This is a genomic window from Vannielia sp. ABF1_015 (assembly GCF_056160745.1).
Map to the genome: position 1 here is coordinate 2094102 of NZ_JBSWXT010000001.1, position 20615 is coordinate 2114716.

22 protein-coding genes and 1 riboswitch are annotated in these 20615 nt (G+C 63.9%); of the genes, 10 read left to right on the plus strand and 12 right to left on the minus strand.

The window, feature by feature from the left end; genetic code table 11:
* Positions 1 to 74 precede the first annotated feature (74 nt).
* Positions 75 to 205, plus strand: a riboswitch (FMN riboswitch).
* A 71-nt stretch (positions 206 to 276) separates the two neighbouring features.
* A complete protein-coding gene (locus ACXAG6_RS10470; protein ID WP_475337435.1) occupies positions 277 to 747 on the plus strand; it encodes a 6,7-dimethyl-8-ribityllumazine synthase in 471 nt (156 codons plus the stop codon).
* Positions 748 to 790: 43 nt separating this feature from the next.
* On the opposite strand, the gene ACXAG6_RS10475 is transcribed toward ACXAG6_RS10470, so the two are convergent.
* From ACXAG6_RS10475 to ACXAG6_RS10490, 4 genes are all read right to left on the minus strand, one after another.
* Positions 791 to 1744, minus strand: a complete 954-nt coding sequence (locus ACXAG6_RS10475; RefSeq protein WP_475337436.1) for a sugar-binding transcriptional regulator — start codon at positions 1742 to 1744, stop codon at positions 791 to 793.
* Between the two features lie 61 nt (positions 1745 to 1805).
* The gene (locus tag ACXAG6_RS10480) at positions 1806 to 3269 is read right to left on the minus strand and encodes an FGGY family carbohydrate kinase (protein WP_475337437.1); all 1464 of its coding nucleotides are present in this window, start codon (positions 3267 to 3269) and stop codon (positions 1806 to 1808) included.
* Between the two features lie 4 nt (positions 3270 to 3273).
* Complete coding sequence (locus ACXAG6_RS10485) at positions 3274 to 4233, minus strand: transketolase family protein (protein ID WP_475337439.1); 960 nt, start codon at positions 4231 to 4233, stop codon at positions 3274 to 3276.
* Positions 4230 to 5051 carry a transketolase gene (locus ACXAG6_RS10490; RefSeq protein WP_140013843.1) on the minus strand — a complete coding sequence of 274 codons (822 nt, stop codon included), beginning with the start codon at positions 5049 to 5051 and terminating at the stop codon, positions 4230 to 4232. Before ACXAG6_RS10490 ends, ACXAG6_RS10485 begins: the two co-directional genes overlap by 4 nt.
* A 203-nt stretch (positions 5052 to 5254) precedes the next feature.
* On the opposite strand from ACXAG6_RS10490, the gene ACXAG6_RS10495 reads away from it, so the two are divergent.
* From ACXAG6_RS10495 to tpiA, 6 genes are all read left to right on the plus strand, one after another.
* Positions 5255 to 6229, plus strand: coding sequence for an ABC transporter permease (locus ACXAG6_RS10495; RefSeq protein WP_140013844.1), 975 nt, complete (start codon positions 5255 to 5257; stop codon positions 6227 to 6229).
* Positions 6230 to 6340: 111 nt separating this feature from the next.
* Positions 6341 to 7273 (plus strand): substrate-binding domain-containing protein, encoded by a 933-nt coding sequence (locus ACXAG6_RS10500; RefSeq protein ID WP_140013845.1) that lies wholly within the window; start codon positions 6341 to 6343, stop codon positions 7271 to 7273.
* 38 nt (positions 7274 to 7311) lie between these two features.
* Positions 7312 to 8805, plus strand: coding sequence for a sugar ABC transporter ATP-binding protein (locus tag ACXAG6_RS10505; protein ID WP_475337442.1), 1494 nt, complete (start codon positions 7312 to 7314; stop codon positions 8803 to 8805).
* A 31-nt stretch (positions 8806 to 8836) separates the two neighbouring features.
* Complete coding sequence (locus tag ACXAG6_RS10510) at positions 8837 to 9619, plus strand: glucose 1-dehydrogenase (RefSeq protein WP_475337443.1); 783 nt, start codon at positions 8837 to 8839, stop codon at positions 9617 to 9619.
* A gap of 47 nt (positions 9620 to 9666) precedes the next feature.
* Positions 9667 to 10458, plus strand: a complete 792-nt coding sequence (locus tag ACXAG6_RS10515) for an SDR family oxidoreductase (protein WP_475337445.1) — start codon at positions 9667 to 9669, stop codon at positions 10456 to 10458.
* 10 nt (positions 10459 to 10468) lie between these two features.
* Entirely contained in the window at positions 10469 to 11218 is a 750-nt protein-coding gene (gene tpiA, locus ACXAG6_RS10520) for a triose-phosphate isomerase (protein WP_475337446.1), read from the plus strand.
* A 69-nt stretch (positions 11219 to 11287) separates the two neighbouring features.
* Here the strand turns inward: tpiA and ACXAG6_RS10525 are convergent, their stop codons facing one another.
* Positions 11288 to 12007: a L,D-transpeptidase gene (locus tag ACXAG6_RS10525; RefSeq protein ID WP_475337447.1), complete on the minus strand. Its 720-nt coding sequence runs from the start codon at positions 12005 to 12007 to the stop codon at positions 11288 to 11290.
* A 182-nt stretch (positions 12008 to 12189) separates the two neighbouring features.
* On the opposite strand from ACXAG6_RS10525, the gene ACXAG6_RS10530 reads away from it, so the two are divergent.
* Positions 12190 to 13005: a hypothetical protein gene (locus ACXAG6_RS10530; protein WP_475337448.1), complete on the plus strand. Its 816-nt coding sequence runs from the start codon at positions 12190 to 12192 to the stop codon at positions 13003 to 13005.
* A complete protein-coding gene (locus tag ACXAG6_RS10535) occupies positions 13002 to 14186 on the plus strand; it encodes a hypothetical protein (protein WP_475337449.1) in 1185 nt (394 codons plus the stop codon). Before ACXAG6_RS10530 ends, ACXAG6_RS10535 begins: the two co-directional genes overlap by 4 nt.
* Positions 14187 to 14240: 54 nt before the next feature.
* Here the strand turns inward: ACXAG6_RS10535 and ACXAG6_RS10540 are convergent, their stop codons facing one another.
* The gene (locus ACXAG6_RS10540; RefSeq protein ID WP_140013853.1) at positions 14241 to 14669 is read right to left on the minus strand and encodes an FKBP-type peptidyl-prolyl cis-trans isomerase; all 429 of its coding nucleotides are present in this window, start codon (positions 14667 to 14669) and stop codon (positions 14241 to 14243) included.
* Positions 14670 to 14830: 161 nt separating this feature from the next.
* The gene (locus ACXAG6_RS10545; RefSeq protein WP_475337450.1) at positions 14831 to 15406 is read right to left on the minus strand and encodes a TetR/AcrR family transcriptional regulator; all 576 of its coding nucleotides are present in this window, start codon (positions 15404 to 15406) and stop codon (positions 14831 to 14833) included.
* 100 nt (positions 15407 to 15506) lie between these two features.
* Between ACXAG6_RS10545 and ACXAG6_RS10550 the strand changes: the two genes are divergently transcribed.
* On the plus strand, positions 15507 to 16715 hold the full coding sequence (locus tag ACXAG6_RS10550) for a multidrug effflux MFS transporter (RefSeq protein ID WP_475337452.1): 1209 nt from the start codon (positions 15507 to 15509) through the stop codon (positions 16713 to 16715).
* Between the two features lie 123 nt (positions 16716 to 16838).
* Here the strand turns inward: ACXAG6_RS10550 and ACXAG6_RS10555 are convergent, their stop codons facing one another.
* The 5 genes from ACXAG6_RS10555 to ACXAG6_RS10575 form a co-directional block, all read right to left on the minus strand.
* Positions 16839 to 17834, minus strand: a complete 996-nt coding sequence (locus tag ACXAG6_RS10555) for a Fe(3+) ABC transporter substrate-binding protein (RefSeq protein WP_475337453.1) — start codon at positions 17832 to 17834, stop codon at positions 16839 to 16841.
* Between the two features lie 105 nt (positions 17835 to 17939).
* Positions 17940 to 18551: a DedA family protein gene (locus ACXAG6_RS10560; RefSeq protein WP_475337454.1), complete on the minus strand. Its 612-nt coding sequence runs from the start codon at positions 18549 to 18551 to the stop codon at positions 17940 to 17942.
* A 7-nt stretch (positions 18552 to 18558) separates the two neighbouring features.
* Entirely contained in the window at positions 18559 to 18900 is a 342-nt protein-coding gene (locus tag ACXAG6_RS10565; protein WP_475337456.1) for a hypothetical protein, read from the minus strand.
* Between the two features lie 100 nt (positions 18901 to 19000).
* The gene (locus tag ACXAG6_RS10570; protein WP_475337458.1) at positions 19001 to 20185 is read right to left on the minus strand and encodes a vWA domain-containing protein; all 1185 of its coding nucleotides are present in this window, start codon (positions 20183 to 20185) and stop codon (positions 19001 to 19003) included.
* A 42-nt stretch (positions 20186 to 20227) separates the two neighbouring features.
* Entirely contained in the window at positions 20228 to 20578 is a 351-nt protein-coding gene (locus tag ACXAG6_RS10575) for a HesB/IscA family protein (protein WP_475337459.1), read from the minus strand.
* Positions 20579 to 20615 lie beyond the last annotated feature (37 nt).

The window sequence follows — 20615 nt, forward strand, 5'->3', positions numbered from 1 at the left end:
CGGGGGGGCGGTTCCGTCGGGGTGTGAGGAGAGGCGGTTTCGATTGACATCACGCGGAACGATCCTTAGCAAAACGCCATTCTCAGGGCGGGGTGGAATTCCCCACCGGCGGTGATAGCCCGCGAGCGCCATCCTTTGGGGTGGGTCAGCAGATCCGGTGAAATTCCGGGGCCGACGGTCATAGTCCGGATGGGAGAGAATGGGGTGAACGTGCTGTGCTGGTGCGGTTGCCTCTCTACGCTCTGGGATTCTGTCATGTGGAAAGGATCTGGAGCTATGACAAAATCCCCCAAATTTGCCTTCATCAAGGCGCGCTGGCATGCCGATATCGTGGATCAGGCCTTGGTTGGTTTCGAGCAGCGGCTTGCGGAGCTGGGCCTTGATGCAGCGGTTGATACCTATGATGTGCCGGGCGCGTTCGAGATGCCCTTGCTGGCGCAGAAGCTGGCCGAGAGCGGGCGCTACGCTGCCATTGCCGCGGCGGCGCTGGTGGTGGATGGCGGTATCTATCGCCATGAGTTTGTGGCGCAGGCGGTGGTTTCGGGGCTGATGGAGGCCGGGTTGAAGACGGGTGTGCCGGTGCTCTCTGTATCGCTCACGCCGCACCACTTTCAGCCCTCGGATGACCATCACGGGTTTTTCCACGCGCATTTCGTGAAGAAGGGGCGGGAGGCTGCGGATGCTGCAGCGCAGGTGACCGCGCTGCATGAGGCCCTGCAGCCGGGCAGCGCAGCCGCTGCGGCCTGACCGGGAGGCGCGCCGCACGAGAATGTGCGGCGCCCTTTGCGGGTTACTTCACCGCCGCGCGCTGATCGCCTGACGTAACGAGGCGTTCAGCCGTGAACTTGTCGGTTATCAGCAAGTCGATGATGCCGGTGTTGAGTGCGCCGCGAATGGCCTCTGTCTTGGACTGGCCACCGGCCAGGGCGATGACACGGTCGACCTTGGCGAGCTCTTCGAGGGTGAGGCCGATCACCCGGTCGTCGAGGGGTGTTTTGACGAAAGCGCCCTCGGCGTCGAAGAAGCGCAGGCTCATGTCACCCACGCCGCCGGCCTCTGCCACATCGGCCAATTCGCGGGATGTGAACACGTTGCCGCTGCGGGCCAGCATGCCCGAGGGTTCCACCGCGCCGATCCCGACGATGGCGAGGGTGATGCGGGCGAAGAGGTCCATCGTTTCGCGCACGTAGGGATCGCCCAGCAGCACGAGTTTTGCCTCCCGCGACTGTGCCACGCCCGGCGCGCTCAGCACATGCGCTTCGGCTCCGGTGAGCTTTGCCAGCCGGGTTGTCAGCTGGTTGGCGTGCATCTGCACGGTCGGGTTGCCCATGCCGCCAAGCGTTTGCACGACGTATCGGGCTTTGCCGGACTTCATCGGGTGGATGTTTTCGACCATGCGAAGGATGGTTTCGGACCAGCTCGACACGCCGATGATCTCGTCGGTTTGCAGGGTCGCTTCCACGAAATGCGCCGCCGCCTCGCCAATACGCGCCATGATGGCGGCGTCCCGGTCTTCGGTGCATTCGACGACGATTGCTTCGGCCAGATTGAACTGCTGTCTCAGCCCGGTTTCGAGCTCTGCGTAGGTGCCGGAGGGCGAGACGACCGTGGTGCGGACGATCTCCTCCTCCTGCGCCTTCTTCAGCATCCGCGAGACGGTGGCTTGCGATATCCGCAGATGCTTGGCGATCGCGGCCTGTCTTTGGCCCTCGACGTGATACATCTGGGCGACGCGGGCGATCATGCGGAGTTCGTGGAGACGGGCCAATGTGCCAACCAAATCCCTAGGTATGAATATTTATTCACTACACGTCGCAAAGCACACGTGCAACGGCCTTTCGCCAGCGTTCCAAATCGGCGTGGCGGGGCTCCTCAGCCATTTGGGGCGCGATCTTGGTGCCGCGTTTGACCAGCCCGGACACCGTGTCGAGATCGGGCCAGACCCCGGTGGCCAGACCGGCGAGATATGCCGCGCCAATGGCCGAGGCCTCGGAGTTCTTGTTGGGGGTCACCGGATGGTTGATGTAGTCGGCCACCAGCTGCATCAGGAACGGATTGCCGCTGGGGCCGCCATCGACGGAGAGCCGGCCAATGCCGCCGGCCGCTTGAGACATGATGGCGTAGATATCCTGCACCTGAAACGCCATGCTTTCGGCGGCGGCGCGGGCGATATGTGCCGGACCGGCCCCGAAGGAGAGGCCGCAGATCAGCCCGCGTGCCTCGGAATCCCAATAGGGTGAGCCAAGGCCGACATGCGCTGGTATCAACGACACCTCGCCTGATGTGTCGACGGTTTGTGCGAGGTCGAGCAGTGCTTCGACGCCGTCCAGACCGAGCAGCTTGGCCGTCCAGGGCAGGATGGAGGCGCTGACGAGGATGTTGCCTTCGAAGGCATAGGTGGACTGGCCCTTCAGGGACCAAGCGATGGTTGTGGTGATGCCCTTCGGCGGCTCTATGAAATCCGGTATCGTCGTCATGACGGAGGATCCGGTGCCGAAGGTGATCTTGCCGTCGCCGTGGCCAAAGGCACCGTGCCCGAACAGCGCCGCATGGGAATCTCCGATGGCAGAGGCGATTGGAATGCCGTCCGGCATGACGCCCGTGCCCCGCGTTTGGCCGAAGACATGCGCGGAATCCTTCACCTTGGGCAGCATGGCGGGATCAATCTTGAACAAGGCGCAGAGGTGATCGTCCCAGCGGCTTTCAGACAGATTGAAGAGTTGGGTGCGCGCCGCATTGGACCGGTCGGTGGCGTGGACCGCGCCGCCTGAGAACTTCCAGATCAGCCAGCTGTCGACGGTGCCGATGCAGATGTCGTTGGAGGCTGCGCCGTGGTTTTCGATCAGCCAAGCGGCTTTGGGGGCCGGGAACAGAGGGTCAATCGGCAGGCCGGTTCGTGCGATGACGTCAGCCTCATACCCGGCCTGCTTGAGCGCTTCGCAGGCGGCGGAGGTGCGGCGGCATTGCCACGTGACCACCGGGCCGAGCGGTGCGCCCGTTTCACGATCCCAGATCAGGATGGATTCTCGTTGGTTGGAAATGCCGAGGGCCGCGATTTCGACCTCTGGCCCGCTTGCGAGGCAGGCGGTGATGGCCTTTTGCGTGGCGGCCCAGATTTCGTTTGCGTCCTGTTGCACCCATCCGGATCGGGGGTGCTCGGTTGGCACTGGCGCAGAGCCGCTGGCGAGGATTTCGCCAGCTTCGGAAACCAGCACGGCTTTGGAATTTGTCGTGCCTTCGTCGATTGCCAGAACAACCCTCTGCGCCATTGCCTTATCCTTTTCTCTCCAACAGCTCCGCCGCGCTGTCGGCAATCGCCTCGGGTGCCATGCCGAAATCGTCGAGGAGCGTATTGGCCGACCCGGTATGGGCGAAGACCCCGGGCACGCCGAGCCGTGTCATCGGCACCGGGTGGTGGTCAACAACAACCTCGGCCACGGCGCTGCCGAGCCCGCCGAAGGTGGTGTGCTCTTCGCAGGTGAGGAGGGCGCCGGTATCTTGCGCAGCTTGGATGATGGCGTTTTCGTCGATCGGGCGCACGCAGGCCATGTTGAGCACGCGGGCCGAGATGCCCCGGCCTTCAAGGATGGCGGCGGCGGTGACTGCGCGATGGCTGAGCACGCCATTGGCGATGATCGTCACATCGGAGCCGTCGCGCAATGTGTTGGCCTTGCCCAGCTCAAAGACGTGATTCTCTGGCAGCAGGTCTGGCACGCCGACGCGGCTGAGCCGCAGGAAGCACCCGCCCTCATAGGCCGCTGCCCAGCGGATCACGGCGGCGGTTTCGGCGCGGTCGGCGGGTGCGATGACCGGCACGTTGGGCAGGGCGCGCACCCAGGCGAAATCCTCGATGGAATGGTGGGTTGGGCCAAGATCGCCATAGGCCATGCCCGAGGAGATGCCGACCAGCTTCACGTTGGTTTCGGAATAGGCGACATCGGCCTTGATCTGTTCCAGCGCGCGCCCCGTCAGGAAGGGTGCGGCGGCGCAGACAAAGGGGATCTTGCCGCCATTGGCGAGCCCGGCGCCGACGCCGACCATGTTTTGCTCGGCAATGCCGACATTGATCAGCCGTTCCGGGAACTTGTCTCGAAAGTCGCCCAGCTTGGACGAGCCGACCGAGTCGTTGACCACCGCGACGATGTCGGTGTTGCCTGCGGCGATCTCTTCGAGCACGCCGACGAAGGTGTTGCGGCAATCGTGAAGTTTTGCTGTGTCGAAAGGCATGTTCATTGTGCGGCCTCCTCAAGCTCGGCCATGGCCTGTTTGTATTGATCTTCGGAGGGCACCTTGTGGTGCCATGCGACGTTGTCGGACATGAAGGAAATGCCTTGGCCCTTGTTGGTGTGGGCGACGATGCATTTTGGCTTTCCGGCGGTGATCGTCTCGGGGGAGAGGGCGCGGCAGATCTGCTCCATGTCGTGACCGTCGATCTCTTCAACGGCCCAGCCGAAGGCTTCCAACTTGGGCGCGATGGGCGCGATGTTGTTGGTGTCGGCCAGCCGCGCGCCCTGTTGCAGGCGGTTGTGGTCGATGATCAGGGTCAAGTTATCGAGCTTGAACTGCGCGGCGGCCATGATCGCCTCCCAGTTTGAGCCTTCCTGCATCTCGCCGTCGCCGGTGATGACGAAGGTGCGCCAGCTTGCGCCGTCGAGTTGCGCCGCCTTGGCCATGCCGACGCCAACCGGCAGCCCGTGACCGAGCGGGCCGGTGTTGGTTTCGACCCCCGGCACCTTGACCCGGTTGGGGTGGCCGTTCAGCCGTGACCGGTGCTGAAGGAAGGTTGAGATCTCTTCCTTCGGGATGAAGCCCTTTTCGGAGAGGGTGATATAGAGCGCGAGGGCCGTGTGCCCCTTGCTGAGCACCAGACGGTCGCGCGCGGGATCCTGCGGCGCGTCCGGGTTTACGTTCATGGTGTGGAAGTAGAGCGCCGTCAGCAGATCAGTCACCGACATTTCACCACCGATATGACCGGCGCCGGCTTCGAAGACGGCCTGCAGGTCGCGGCGGCGGATACGATTCGCCATTGCGGCAAGGTCAAACGGGGTCATTTTCTCACCTTTGCATAAATATTCGATATACAGTAAACATACAAATGCAGATTTCGTCAAGTGGACCAAAAACGCGAATGGCAATAGTGCATTGGCGGAAGCTGCGCGAGAATCGATCAGCCATGCTTGACAGCCCCGGGCTTGCTGGCATAGCATTTTACATCAGGCATGAATATTTATGCTAGGCGAGGAGAAAACAGGCGATGTCCCAGGCGACCGCACCCCAGAAACCAAAACTGTCCGAAATGCTGTCGCTCAGCGGAACGACCGGCCCGCTGATCGGGCTTTTGCTACTCTGTGCCTTCCTCGGCGTTGCGACCGATTCCTTCCTGTCGTTTCGCAACTTCCTGAACATCGCCGACCAGATCACCGTGCTGGGAATCATGGCGGTGGGGATGACCTTCGTGATCCTGATCGGCGGTATCGACCTTTCGGTGGGCTCGATCCTCGCGCTGGCGATGATGGTGCTGGGCTATCTCAATGTGGAAGCAGGGGTGCCCATGACCTTTGCCATACTGGGGGCGCTGGCCGCTGCCGCTGTGGCGGGGGCCATTTCGGGACTGCTGATTACCGAATTCAAGGTGCCCGCCTTCATCGCCACCTTGGCGATGATGTCGATTGCGCGGGGCGTGGCGAACATGATCACCAACGGCTCCCAGATCATCGGGTTTCCGGCGTGGTTCAACATGAGCGCCATTATCCGCTACGGCGGCTTCCTGACCCTTACGGTTGCGGTGATGCTCATCGTGTTTTCAGCGGCGTTCTTCTTTCAGCGTTATCGGGAGGGTGGGCGCAAGCTTTATGCCATTGGCGGCAACCCGGAGGTGGCGCGGCTGGCTGGTATCAACGTCAAGCGGATGACGGTGCTTGTTTACACAGCATCGGCGCTGCTGTCGGGCCTTGCCGGGGTGCTGCTTGCCGCACGGCTCGACTCTGTGCAGCCAAGCTCGGGCGTGGCCTACGAACTTGATGCCATCGCCGCAGTAGTGATTGGCGGCACCAGCCTTTCGGGAGGATCGGGGGGTGTCATCGGCACCATCATCGGCGTGCTGATCATTGGCGTGTTGCGCAACGGGCTGAACTTGCTGAGCGTCTCGCCGTTTTTGCAGGCTGTCATCATCGGGCTGGTCATCGTGCTGGCTGTCGCCGCCGAGACCTTCAAACAACGCGGAAAGTGAGAGTTCCGGGGCGCGGCTTTTGTCCGCGCCTCGCCCAAAAAGGCCCGGAGGCTACCGGGACTACAACGGGGCCATCATTGGCGCCCCACCCAACTCAAGGAGGAGAAATCCATGAAATCCAAGCTGAAAGCCGCTCTTGCAGCGACTGCACTTGTCGCGACGGCGGGCTCCGCTGCTGCCGAGATCGAGAAGATCGGCCTTGCTGTGCCGAACCTGCAGGCCGACTTCTTCAACCAGATCAAGCTGGGCGTTGAAGGCTATGCCGCCGAGAAAGGCATCGAGGTTATCGTGGTGGACGCCAAGAACGACACCGCCACTCAGGTTAGCCAGGTGCAGGATTTGATGACCCAAGGCATCGACGCCTTTATCTACATCCCCGCCGGTGCCGCTGCTGCTGCCGTTCCCACCCGTCTGGCCCGCGCCGAGGGTATTCCGGTGATCAACGTTGACCGCACGCCAGAGGGCGCACCGGGCGACACTTTCATTGCCGGTGAAAGCGTGGAATCCGCCTATCAGGTTTGCAATCACATCATCGGTCTGGCCGGTGGCGAGGGCAAGATGGCCATCATCCACGGCCAGAAGGGCACCACGCCGGAAGTTCTGCGCTTTGAAGGCTGCAAGCGTGCCATCGACGAAAACCCGGGCGTTGAGCTGGTGACCCAGCAGTGGTCGCAGATGTGGTCGCCCGATGAAGGCTTCTCGATCGCGCAGAACATGTTGCAGGCGAACCCCGACCTGAAGCTGATCTTTGGTCAGGCTGATGGCCTTGCCATGGGCGCGGCCAAGGCTGTTGATGTGGCCGGGCTTTCGGAGCAAGTGATTATCGGTGGTTATGACGGCGATGTTGCAGCGCTGGAATACCTCGCGAAATGCGAAGGCCCCTTCATCGTTACCGCCACTCAGAGCACCCAGCTGATGGGCCGCCTTGCGGTGGATTCGGCGATTAAGGTTGCAGCTGGAGAAGAGGTGCCGGAGCGCCAGATCCCGAACGCGGTTCTGACCACATGTGAGGATGCCCCGGCCTACGTCGAGAAGCATCCCTGATCCGCGACCACCGGCACCCGATCACGAAAGGCGACGCCATGACCTCTGACAGCAAGTCTCCCATCTTGACCCTGCGCAATATCCACAAGTCCTATGGACCGATTGAGGTGTTGCACGGGATCGACATGGATGTGCACGCGGGTGAGGTTGTGGCGCTGCTGGGTGAGAACGGTGCCGGAAAGTCGACGGTTTCAAACGTCATCTCCGGAACGGTTCTCCCTTCGTCCGGTGACATGATCTGGCAGGGCGCGTCCTACGCGCCCGCCAACCCACGCGAGGCGATCGACGCCGGTGTTGGCATGATCCATCAGGAACTGCTGCTGCTGCCGCAACTCTCGATTGCCGAAAACATCTTTGTCGGGCGCTACCCGATGAAGAACGGCCGACTTGACCGAAAGACCATGGAAGAACGTGCCCAATACGGGTTGCAGCGCCTCGGGCTCGATATTTCGCCCCGGCGCACGGTTGAGGGCCTGTCGACCGCCAGCCAACAGCTGATCGAGATTGCCAAGGCGCTGACGCTGAATGCCAAGCTGCTGATCCTCGATGAGCCAACTGCGGCCTTGGGGGGCGAGGAAACCCAGCTTCTGTTCCGCCAGATTGAGCGGCTGAAGTCTGAAGGTGTTGGCATCATTTACATTTCTCACCGGTTGGAAGAGATCAAGCAGATCGCCGACCGGATCGTCGTTATGCGCGATGGTGACAAGGTTCAGGAATTCGACACGGCAGATCTGCCGGTGCGCACCATCGTGGAGGCCATGGTTGGGCGCAGCATGGAACAGATGTTTCCGCCGTTGGCCGAGCCAACCGAGGAGCCGGTGCTGGAGGTATCTGGCCTGTCGTCGCCGGAAGGCCGGTTTGACGATGTGAATTTCACCGTCCGCAAGGGTGAGATCTTTGGCATTGCCGGGCTGGTTGGTGCGGGGCGCACCGAGCTGGTGCGCGCGATTGCCGGGGCCGATCCGATCAAAGCGGGCAGCATCCGGCTGAACGGCAAGGACGTGACCCCCTCATCGCCGAGGGAGGCTATAGAGAACGGCATTGTGCTCGTTCCTGAAGACCGCAAGTTGCAGGGCGTGGTGCTGAGCCATTCGATTGCCGAGAACATCGCCTATTCCAACCTAGAGACGGTTGGTCGCAAGGGCTGGATCACCACGGCCCGGGTGCGTGACTTTGCCAAGGACAATATCGAGAAGTTCGGCGTGAAGGGGCGGGGCAACCAGAATGCTGGTGAGCTGTCTGGCGGCAATCAGCAGAAGGTGGTTATCGCCAAGTGGCTGGCCCGCAATCCGCGCGTTGTGCTGCTGGACGAGCCCACACGGGGCATCGACGTTGGCGCGCGGTCTTCGATTTATGAAATGATCCGGGGGCTGGCGGATGAGGGCGTGGCGGTGATTGTTGTCAGCTCCGACCTTGAAGAGGTGCTGGGTGTATCCAACCGCATTCTGGTTATGGCGGCGGGGCGGCAGTCCGGCATCCTTGACCACAGCGAGGCGAATGACGTTTCGGTCATGGAGCTGGCCACCGCCTGATCCGAAACAAAGAGAGACACAGGAGATCAAGATGAACCGTTTTGAGGGAAAGACCGTTGTTGTCACCGGCGGCAACAAGGGCATCGGATTTGCCATTGCCCAACGCTTTGCGTCCGAGGGGGCCAACCTGGTGATCGCTTCGGTCGAGGCGCAGGTGGAGGAGGCCGCCGCCGCGCTGCGCGAGGCCGGGGCGAAGGCGGTTGGCGTGATCTGTGACGTTACCGACCGCGAGGCGGTTACCGCGCTGTATGACCGGGCCGAGGAAGAGTTTGGCGCTGTCGATATCTCGGTGCAGAACGCCGGGATCATCACGATCGCCAAGATCGAAGACCTCACCGAGGGCGAATGGGATGCGACGATGGAGGTCAACACCAAGGGCGTGTTCCTTTGCTGTCAGGAGGCGATCCGGCGGATGCGCAAGTCTGGCAACGGTGGGCGGCTGATCAACATGGCCTCGGGGCAGGCGCGTGATGGCTTTATCTATACCCCGCATTATGCGGCGTCGAAATTCGGCGTCATGGGCATGACCCAGAGCCTCGCCAAGGAAGTGGCGCTCGACAACATCACCGTCAATGCGATCTGCCCCGGCATCATCAAGACCGACATGTGGGACTACAATGACCGGGTCTGGGGCGAGATGCTGGGCGATTTCGGCCCCGGTGAGCTGATGGAAAGCTGGGTTCAGAACATCCCGATGAAGCGGGCGGGCGAGGGCAGGCACGTGGCTGCCCTTGCGGCCTTCATCGCGAGCGAAGACGCCGATTACATCACCGGCCAGACCATCAACGTGGATGGCGGGTTGATCATGTCCTGACAGCCGCCAAAGGCGCGGGGCAGCACGGCAGGAGTTGGAGGAGCATTATGGACGGCATCAAACTGAACGCGCCCGCGCTGTTCGATCTTTCGGGGCGCGTGGCGCTTGTGACGGGGGCGGGCAGCGGCATTGGGCAACGCATCGCGATGGGGCTGGCCCAATGCGGCGCGGACGTGGCGCTGCTCGACCGGCGCACGGATGATGGCTTGGCGCAGACAGCCGCATTCATCGCGGAGGCGGGGCGAAAATCCGTTCAGATTGCCGCCGACGTCACGGATACAGATGCCCTGGCCGAGGCGGTGACGCGCACCGAGGCCGAGCTTGGCCCGCTGCGCCTTGCGGTCAACGCCGCCGGGATCGCCAATGCCGCCCCCTGCGAGGAGATGCCGGAGGACCAGTATCAAACCCTGATGGACATCAACATGAAGGGCGTGTGGCTATCTTGCCAGGCCGAGGCGCGGGCGATGCTGGCGCATGGGCAGGGCGGCTCGATCGTCAACATCGCGTCCATGTCGGGCGTGATCGTCAATCGCGGCCTTGATCAGGTGCATTACAACGCCTCCAAGGCTGGGGTGATCCACATGTCGAAGTCGATGGCGATGGAATGGGTGGGGCGCGGTATCCGGGTGAACTCGATCTCGCCCGGTTATACGGCGACGCCGATGAACACCCGGCCCGAGATGGTCCACCAGACCCGCGAATTCGAGAGCCAGACTCCGATGCAGCGCATGGCCGATGTGGATGAAATGGTTGGCCCGGCGGTGTTTTTACTGTCGGACGCGGCCTCTTATTGCACCGGCGTCGATCTTTTGGTCGATGGCGGCTTTTGCTGCTGGTGAGGAGAGAGCCATGAAAGCGAAACTTGCCGCTGGCAATTGGAAGATGAACGGGTTGAGCGGAGACCTGATCGAGATTGAAACGCTGATCGGCGGGCTCAGCGCGCCGGAGTGTGACGTGTTGATCTGCCCACCGGCGACCCTGATCCACCGGATGCACGACATGGCCATCGGCTCCGATCTGCTGATCGGCGCGCAGGACTGTCACTCCGAACTGAAGGGCGCGCATACTGGCGATTTATCAGCGGCGATGCTGGCTGATGCGGGGGCAACGCATGTGATCCTCGGTCACTCGGAGCGCCGGGCCGATCATGGCGAAACCGATGCAATCGTTAGGGCCAAGGCCGTCACGGCGCTGGAGCGCGGCCTCACGGCCATTGTCTGTGTCGGCGAGACCGAGGCGGAACGTGACGCTGGCACGACGCTGGCGGTAATTGGCACGCAGCTGCGCGACTCGCTGCCAGACAGCAGTGTGGCGGCGCATGTTGTCATTGCCTATGAGCCGGTTTGGGCCATTGGCACCGGGCGCACGCCGACGCTGGAGCAGATTGCGGAGGTGCATGCGTTTGTGCGCAGGCAACTGACAGACCGATTTGCTGACGAGGGCAACGCCATGCGCCTGCTCTACGGTGGCTCGGTCAAGCCGGAGAACGCCGAAGCGATCTTTGCATTGGCAAACGTCGATGGTGCCCTTGTTGGCGGTGCGTCGCTGAAGGCGGCGGACTTTGCCCGGATCGTGACAGCGCTCAGCGACGCGGAATAGCGCGCCCAAGCGGGGCAGGGATGCCCAGTTTCATCTCACCGACAAGCTCAGGTGGGCAGAGTGCCCGCCCTACAGGGTTGAGGTGTCTTCAAGCGGGTTTTGCGAGGCGACGGTTTGCGGGGTGCCGTCTTGTGCCGCGCCGGTCCAGCGCCCCGTTGCCGATTCCGGCAGCACGATCACCCGGGTGCCGTTGGGCGTGTTTGCCGCGAGGTGCATGGCATCTTGGTTGAACATGCGGATGCAGCCCGACGAGGCCTGCATGCCGATGGACTTGGGCTCGGAGGTGCCGTGGATGCGGTAAAGCGTGTCGCGGCCATTCCGGTAGAGGTAGAGCGCACGGGCACCGAGGGGGTTGTCGAGGCCGCCGGGTTTGCCGTTGCGGATCGGGCCATAGAGCTCGGGGTCGCGGCGCACCATGTTGGCCGTCGGTGTCCAGTAGGGCCAATCGCGCTGGAAGGCGACATTGGCGGTGCCCGAGAAGCCGCGGCCTGCGCGGGCAACGCCGATCACATATTGCATCGCGCGGCCATCACCCAGGACCTGATACAGCCGCTTTGCGCCCGGATCGACGATGATGGTGCCCGGCGCGTGGGGGGCGAAATAGGCCACCTCTTTGCGGGCGATCTCTTCAGAGAGAAACTCATCTGGCACCGCAGGCACGGTGATGTCGCCATCCTGCACGGCAGCATACTTGGCCCGGGTCGCCTCGGAGAGGCCCGACGGATCGGTGATTTCGGCGCAGGCCGTAAGGGTGAGGGCGGCAGCGAGGGCAAGAAGAGGGCGGAACATCTGGAGCCTTGGGTGTTTTGGAGCAGCGAGTCGGGCTTGTGTGCCCCAGTGCAGGGCAGGGGGCAAGTGGGGCACCGGCAAAAACTCGCGCGGCGTTGCGCTTGAACTCCGGGCAGGAACCTGTCTTTTGCGAAAGAAGGGCGGGTCGGGCACGGGCCTATCATTGCAGGGAGAGGAGAGATATGGCGCGGATCAGCGTTTCGACGGACAGCGGCGTGCTGCTTGGGCATTACGTTACGGGGGTGCTCTGCGATATCTGGAAGGAGCAGGGGCACAGCATTCATGTGGGCCGCGACTTTGCCGCTGATGCCGACCTTTGCATCCTGCACCACGATTGCACCCGGCTGGACCCTGCGGATGTGCCCGAGGCCCCCAAGGGCGTACGGGTGCTGAACGGCAGCGTGCTGGACATTTCGAAGCGGCAGTATTCGGAGTTGCAGGTGGGGCCGGGCGATGGCTGGGAAGGGCCGGTGATTGTGAAGTCAAACCTGAATTCTTTCGGCTCGCCCGAGATGCGCGCGAGCCGCAGCCGCTTGACGCGCGCGCGCCGCCGCCTCGCCGGGGTAAGCTGGAAGCTTGCGCGGGTGCTGCCCAAGCGGACCTATCCGGTGCTGGGCTCGGTGGCGGAGGTGCCGCGCTGGGTGTGGGGCCGCGATGATTTGCTTGTCGAGCGGTTCATGCCTGAACGGGAGGGAGAGCTTTATTGCCAGCGGGGCTGGCTGTTTTTTGGCTCGCGCGGCTATGGCTACAAGATTTATGCGACTGACCCGATGGTGAAGACGGGCACGATGGTGAAATACGACTACCTCGACGAGGTGCCGCCCGAGATCGAGGCGCATCGGGCCAGCATGGGCTTTGACTTCGGGAAGTTTGACTACGTGGTGCATGACGGCCGGGCGATCCTGTTCGATGCGAACAAGACGGCGACCTTTGCCGGGGATCCGCGGTCGGAGAGGATCATGGCGCTGGCCGGAGTGCTTGAGGAGGTGCTGCGGTGAGTGCGCCGCTGAGGCCCGCCGTGCCGCCGGGCGGGCTGATGCCCGAGGGCGCGGCCTATATGGCGCGCAGCGATCTGCGGCAGACCCGAATGCTGGGCTACACGCCGTTCAACCTCGACGCGGTGACAACGCTGTTGCTTGGTGCGCTGGGTCGCAGCCCGACGCTGCGGCACCGGGGCGGTGTCACGGAGGAGGGGCTGGCCTTTCTGGAAGAGGCCGGGCTGCACATTGAAGAAGACATGCGGGTGTTCACCACCACCGAGGAGGCGGTGGCCCATGCGCAGGCGATGGTGGCGGAGGGCTACCGGCTGTTTTGGCCCTACCCGGTGACCGAGGGGCTTTACGGTGACGCAGCCCACCTTGTTGCGCCGGATCTTTGGGCGCGGCTGAACAGCAAGGAGACGCTGCCGCAGCTGGCACCGGCCAATGCGCTGGCGCCGCGTGAGATCCGCCCGCTGGCCGCATTAGACGGGGTGGCGCTGCCTGTCTTTCTCAAGGCGGCGGGTGACGACGCGACGGGCTGGGGCCATGCGGTGCGGTACTGCGCGGATGCAGGGGATCTTGCGGCGGCGCAGAGCCATTTTGAGGCGCTGGGCATCGACCGGGTGATTTGCGAGGCAGCGCTGGACGTGGAGCGCTGCTGGTGTGCCAACCTGACGATCAAGGAGACGGGGGTACACTACCTTGGCGCGGCGGAGCAGACCTTTAGCGCACCAGGCCAGCAGCTTGGCAACGTGATCGACCCGGACCACCCTTTGCCGGAGGCCGGGGTCGCCCTTGCGAAGGAGGTTGCGCAAAAGGCGGCGGAGGAGGGGTTTCTTGGCGTTTGCGGCTTTGACATCGGCCGCACTGTGGACGGCGAGATCATCCTGTTCGACCCGAACTTCCGCTTCAACGCCTGCACGCCGCAGATCCTGCTGCACGCGCCTGCGGTGGCCCGCACCGATGGGCTGCCCTGTAGCCAGACCTTTGCCGGGCAATTCAAGGGGCCGTTGAGCGAGTTGATCGCGCGGCTAAGGGAGCCGGTGCAGGAGGGATGGCTTGTGCCCTACAGGCTGATCGACGCGCTCTACATGGAGACAGCCGATGGCGTGTGCCATTGCACTGCGGTGGTGCTGGGGCGTGACCGCGCCGATGTTGCCAAACGGGCTGAGGCCCTGACGGCGGCGCTGGCCAAATGAGCCGCAGGCCACGGCCCGGGCGCCCCCGGATCGCAGCAGGCCATTGGCTTTAGGTCAGGCGATTTCGACCAGTTCGACGTCGAAGGTCAGGGTTTTGCCGGCAAGAGGGTGGTTGGCGTCGAGCACCACTTGCTCGTCATTTGCCTCCACCACGGTAACGGGCAGGGCCTGTCCGTCGGCGGTTTGCACCTGAAGCTGGGTGCCGGGCTCGGTTGGGATGTTGTCGGGCACGCTGGCGCGATCCACCGCCTGCACGCGGTCGGGCATATGGGCACCGTAGGCCTGCTCGGGCTCGACCTGAACGGTGCGCTTTTCGCCGACTTCCATGCCGGTCACGCCCGCGTCGAGGCCGGGGATGATCTGGCCGGAGCCGAGTTCAAAAGACAGCGGGTCGCGGCCCTCGGAGCTGTCGAAGACGGTGCCGTCTTCCAGCGTGCCCTTGTAGTGAAGTTGAAGCGTATCGCCCGGCTTGGCCTGGGTCATGGGGTATCCTTTCAGGGGGGAGTGTGGGTTTGCCGGGGCCGCGCGCGCGGGGGGCGGGTGCCCGGATGTTTGCGGGCAGGGTGGCAGGCGGGGGCGGGAATGTAAACCGGGGGGCCGAATGGGCTGGGGGCGGGGGGCAGAGCGGGGCTGGGGGCCGAGGCTCAGGGCGCGAAGATCTCGGCGGTGATTGCCTCGGCCAGCTCCGCGCCTATCGGCTGCCCGTTCAGCAGGCGATACCAGAAGGCGCCGTGGATGAAGGTGGAGAGCATCTCGGCATCGCGGCCGGGCGAAAGCTCGCCGCGCCGCTGGGCCTCGCGCAGAAGCTCTGTCACCAGCGCCTCGCGGGGCAGGACGAAGCGCTCGCGGAGGGTGTCGCGGAAGGCCGGATCATCCTGGGCGGCGGCGATGAGGGCGCGGAGCGTGTCACCATCGCGCTCAAGGTGGGTGAGAACGCGGGTGAGGAAGGCGCGAAGCTGGGCCTCCGGGGGCTCGGGGTTGGCAGGGTCGGGCGGGGGTGTGTGGGCGGCGATTTGGTCGAACACCGCATCGAGCACCAGGTCGGCCTTGGTGGGCCAGCGGTTGTAGAGCGTCTGCCGTGCCACGCCCGCCTCGGCGGCGATGCGGGAGATCGAGACCTTGCCGTAGCCCATGGCGCGCACCATGCGCAGCGCGGCGGATTTGATGGCGGTGCCTGCCTCTGCGTCACGTGGCCGTCCGATCTGGGTTTCTCCGCTCATCTGCGGGTTTCCTCCGATAGTCCGCCCCATGGCTTACTTGATTTATGGACTGCCGTCTACTAAATGTGGGTAGACCGCAGTCTAATAAAGGAATCGCGCCGTGCCACCCTCTCTCTCCTCGCCCCGAAAGGCCGCCGCCATCACGGGCGTTCTGGCCCTGCTCTCCGTCTTTCCGCCCTTGGCGACCGATATGTATCTGAGCGCGATGGGGGATGTGGCCGATGCCCTGGGGGCTAGCCACGGGGCGGCGGAGCTTTCGCTTTCTGCCTTTTTCCTTGGGCTTTGCGTGGGGCAGCTCATCATGGGGCCGTTGATTGACGGCTACGGGCGCAAGGCACCGTTGCTGGGCGGGGTGGTGCTGTTTGTGCTGACCTCGCTGGCGCTGCTCACGGTGCAAGGCATCGGCCTTTTCATCGCGCTGCGTTTTCTTCAGGCGCTTGGGGCCTGTGCGGGGATGGTGGTGAGCCGGGCGGTGGTGAGCGACCTCTATGAGGGGCGAAAGGCGGCCAAGGTGATGACGGTGCTGGTCATGCTGCTCTCAATCGGGCCGATCATCTCGCCCACCTTGGGGAGCCTGCTGCTGGAGGGCTTCGGCTGGCACTCGATTTTTGTGGCGATGGCGGGCGTGGGGCTGGTTGCGCTGGCGCTGTCGATGCTGGTGCTGCCCGAGACGCTGCCCGCCGAGGCACGGGTGGCGGCGCCCTTTGCAAGCTCCGGGCGGAGTGCCTTGGCCCTGCTGCGGCATCGGGCCTTCGTGGTGCCGGCCGTGGTGGCCGGTTTGGTGCAGGGCGGCATGTTTGCCTTCATCACCGGCTCCTCGGGGGTGTTTCAGGGCACATACGGGCTCGGCTCGCTGGCCTATGGCCTGCTGTTTGCGCTGATTGCGGCGGCGCTGGTGCTGTTTGGCCAGCTCAACAACTTGCTGCTCAACCGCTTTGGGCCACGGCAGATTTTGCGGGGCGGGTTGCCGCTGTTTGCCCTGGGGGCGCTGGCGGTGGTGGCGGCTTCGGGCAGCGCGGAGCTTTGGGTGCTGGTGGTGCCGCTGTGGCTGACCATCGGCATGGTCGGGCTGCTTTCGGCCAATGCGACGGCGCTGGCGATGGCCGCCACGGAGGGCGGGGCCGGGCTTGGCTCTGCCTTGCTGGGGGCGGTGCAGTTTGCGTTGGCCTTCGCGGTTTCTGCCGGGGTGGCGCTGGGGCGCGGGGAGGCGGCACTGCCGATGGCGCTGGGGTTGCTGGTGCCTGCGGTTCTGGCGCTCGGGCTGTGGTGGCTGGGCCGGGGTGAGGAGGGCGCGGCAGTGAAGGCGTGATGCGCCGGGCGGAGAAGGAAAAGCCCCGCAGGGCGCGGGCCGGGCGGGGCTTTGGTCTGAGTGTGTTGTGGCGCGGTGGGCAGATTGCCCACCCTACGCTGATGGGGGAAACCCCGCCCGTTGTCAGCCGTCGAAGTCGACTTCTTCGATCAGCTTGATCGCGGCGGGGCGGAGCTTGGCGATGTCGACGAGGTTGACGTCATCCGGGGTGAACTCGCCCCAGCCCTTGACCAGCTCGGAGGGTTCGGTGCCGGGGCCAACGGGGTATTCGTGGTTCTTTTCGGCGTAGATTTCCTGCGCGGCGTCGGAGGCGAGGAATTCGATGAACTTCACCGCGTTCTCCTTGTTCGGCGCGGATTTGGTCAGCGCGACGCCGGAGAGGTTAATGTGGGTGCCGCCATCTTCGAAGGTCGGGAACTCGATGCGCACGCTGTCGGCCCAGGCCTGCTGCTCTTCGTCTTCAAGCATCTTGCCCATGTAGTAGGTGTTGCCCAGCGAGATATCGCATTCGCCTGCCCAGATCGCCTTGACCTGTGCCCGGTCATTGCCCTGCGGCTTGCGAGCGAGGTTGGCCTTGACGCCTTCGAGCCAGGTTTTGGTTTCTTCTTCGCCGTGGTGGTGCAGCATCGCGGAAACAAGCGCGACGTTGTAGGCATTGGTCCCCGAGCGGATACAGATGCGGCCCTTCCACTTGGGGTCGGCCAGATCTTCATAGGTGGTTACTTCGCCATCGGCTACGCGCTCCTTGGAGGCATAGACGATGCGGGCGCGGGTGGTGACGCCCCACCATTGGCCATCGGGGCCGTGCAGCGCGGCGGGCACGTTGTCGGTGAGCACCTGAGAGGAAAGCGGCTGGGTCACGCCCGCCTCGACCAGCTCGTTCAGGCGCGAGATGTCGACGGTGAGCACGACATCTGCGGGGGAGCGATCGCCCTCGGCCTGAAGGCGCTCGACCATGCCCTTGTTGAGAAATGCGACGTTGACGTCGATGCCGGTTGCTTCGGTGAAGGCCTCGGTGAGCGGGGCGATCAGCTCGGGCTGGCGGTAGGAGTAGACGTTGATCTCATCAGCCAGCGCCGGGGTGGCGGCGAGGGTGAGGGCGAATGTTGTGCGCAGCATGGAATGTCTCCCTGTGGTTTTCGGGGGCGTTAAACCCGACTCTTTTGGTCGGGTCAATGGCTGACTGTTTTGCTCGGGAGTTTCCGGCCGCCTGCTGCCTGCCGGTTAGTCCGTTTTTCCCTGCTCGCGGCCTCGGCGGATTGAGCGCAGCAGCCAAGCCCCGAGGAAGAGTGTAATTCCCAGGGCTGCGAGGAAGCCAAGGCCCTGGCCCGCCACCTGCGCCCCTAGCGAGATGTTCTCGGCGAAGAGCCGCCCAAGGCTGACATAGATACCGACCCAGACGACCTCTCCGGCGAGGCCCCAGGCGGTGAAGGTGAGCCAACGCATCCCGCTCGCCCCGGCGGCGAGGTTGGCGTATGGCCCCAGCGGTGCGAAGAGCCAACAGGTGAGGAAGATCCCCGGCCCGCCGCGGTGTAGGGTGAAATCGCGGGCGCGGGTGAAGAGATGTTGCCGCTTTGGACGGTCGGTCATCTTGCGATCTATCCAGGCACCGCTGCTGCGGCCAAGCTGATAGCCCGCCTGATCGCCCAGCACCGCGCCCGCAAAAGCCCCGACCGAGACCGCACCGAGGGTGAGGTCGCCCGTAGCGGTGAAAGCTCCGCCGGTGAGCATGAGCAGCGAGGACGGCACCGGCACGCAGAGGCAGGACAGGAAGGTGACAATGGCTAGGATGGGCACGCCATAGGCGGCCAGAAGCTCGAAGAGGAGGTCGGACACCGGCACGCTACTCCTGCGCTTCGCGCTTGGCGTTGGCATCGAGGAAGGCTTGGGCCTCCTCGATGACCTGCGCCAGCGGCACCCCGCGTTTCTTGGCGATGGTTTCGAGCGTGGGGCGCTCCTTTGGCTTTGGCGGGACACCGAGGTGTTGGGCCAATTCCTGCCCGTCAACCAGCCATGAGTGGGCGATGTAGCGCGGGGTCATCCAAGGCTCCAGCGCCTGCGCCTGATGGGCCGGGTCCATCCAGTAGATGGTGCGCTGCACCGTGCGGATGCCGAAGAAGAGCGTGGCGGCGAGGGCGAGGGCAAAGCAGGCGGTGAGGATGGGGTGGCGGCGGAGCAGGGTCATGGCGAGCCGGTGGGGGGCGTCGTGCGGGTGGGCAGAGGGCCGTGGTGAGAGATCCTCGGGTCAGGCCCGAGGATGACGGGAAGAGCAGCGGGCCGCGCGCTCACTTTGTCAGGCCCTTCATGCCTGCGGTGAGGCCTTCGAGCGTCATCGGCACCATCCGCGCCTCGAAGATCTCGTGGATCATGGCGATGGATTGGGTGTAGCCCCAGTGCTGTTCGGGGACCGGGTTGATCCAAAGGTTCTGCGGCCATTGGGCGCGGGCACGGGCAAGCCATGTGGCTCCGCTCTCCTCGTTCCAATGCTCGTTGGCGCCGCCGGGGTAAGCAACCTCATAGGGCGACATGGAGGCGTCACCGACAAAGATGGCGCGATAGTCCGGCCCGTAGGTGTTGAGCACCTCCCATGTGGGCGTTTGCTCGGACCAGCGGCGGCGGTTGTCGCGCCAGACGCCCTCGTAGAGGCAGTTGTGGAAGTAGTAGTATTCGAGGTGCTTGAACTCGGCGCGGGCGGCTGAAAACAGCTCTTCGACCACTTTAATATGCGGGTCCATCGAGCCGCCGACATCGAGAAAGAGCAGCACCTTCACGGCGTTGCGGCGCTCGGGGCGGGTTTTGACATCAAGGTGGCCGTGCTCGGCGGTGGCGCGGATGGTGCCGTCAAGATCAAGCTCTTCATGGGCGCCGTCGCGGGCCCATTGCCGCAGGCGTTTGAGGGCGACCTTGATGTTGCGGGTGCCAAGCTCGACGGAGTCGTCGAGATTGCGGAATTCTCTTTTGTCCCAGACTTTTACGGCGCGGCGATGACGTGATTTGTCTTGCCCGATTCGCACGCCTTCTGGGTTGTAGCCATAAGCGCCGAAGGGAGAGGTGCCGGCGGTGCCGACCCATTTGTTGCCGCCTTGGTGGCGGCCTTCCTGCTCCTTGAGGCGCTCGCGCAGGGTTTCCATCAGCTTCTCGAAGCCGCCCATTGCCTCGATCTCGGCCATTTCTTCGGGCGACAGGTGCTTTTCGGCCTGTTTGCGCAGCCAGTCATCGGGCAGATCGACGGCCTCCAGCACCGCCTCCAGCGGAATGCTCTCGAGCCCCTTGAAGGTGTGCGAAAACGCCTGATCGAAGCGGTCGAGGTGGCGCTCGTCCTTCACCAGACAGGCGCGGGCGAGGTAATAAAAAGCGTTGATATCGTAGGTGGTTAGCCCGGCAGAGACAGCATCAAGAAAGCTCAGGTGCTCACGGAGGGTGACGGGCACACCGGCTTTGCGGAGGGTCTGGAAGAAGGGCAGGAACATGGGGCGAGGGTGGGCCTGCGCGCCGGTAGGGTCAAGCCCGGGTTACATCTCGGCGAACTTGATCGACTCGCCGCAGCCGCAGGCCTCGGTCACGTTCGGGTTGTTGAACTTGAAGCCGGATTCCAGCAGCGAGGTCTCATAGTCGATCTCGGTGCCGAAGAGGAACATCTGGGCCATCGGCGCTATCATGACGCGAGCGCCGTTTTGCTCGACCACCTCATCATGTTCGTCAATGATATCAGCGTATTCCATGGTGTATTCCATCCCTGCACAGCCGCCCTTCTTGACGCCGATGCGCAGGCCCTTGTGGCCATCGCGTGCCATCAGCTTGGCAATCTCGGCCTCGGCGCGGGGGGTGATGGTGACGGCTTGCTTGCCGGGAATACCGAACATTGGAGTGCTCCTTTGGCCCATATGTAGGCCGGGAGGC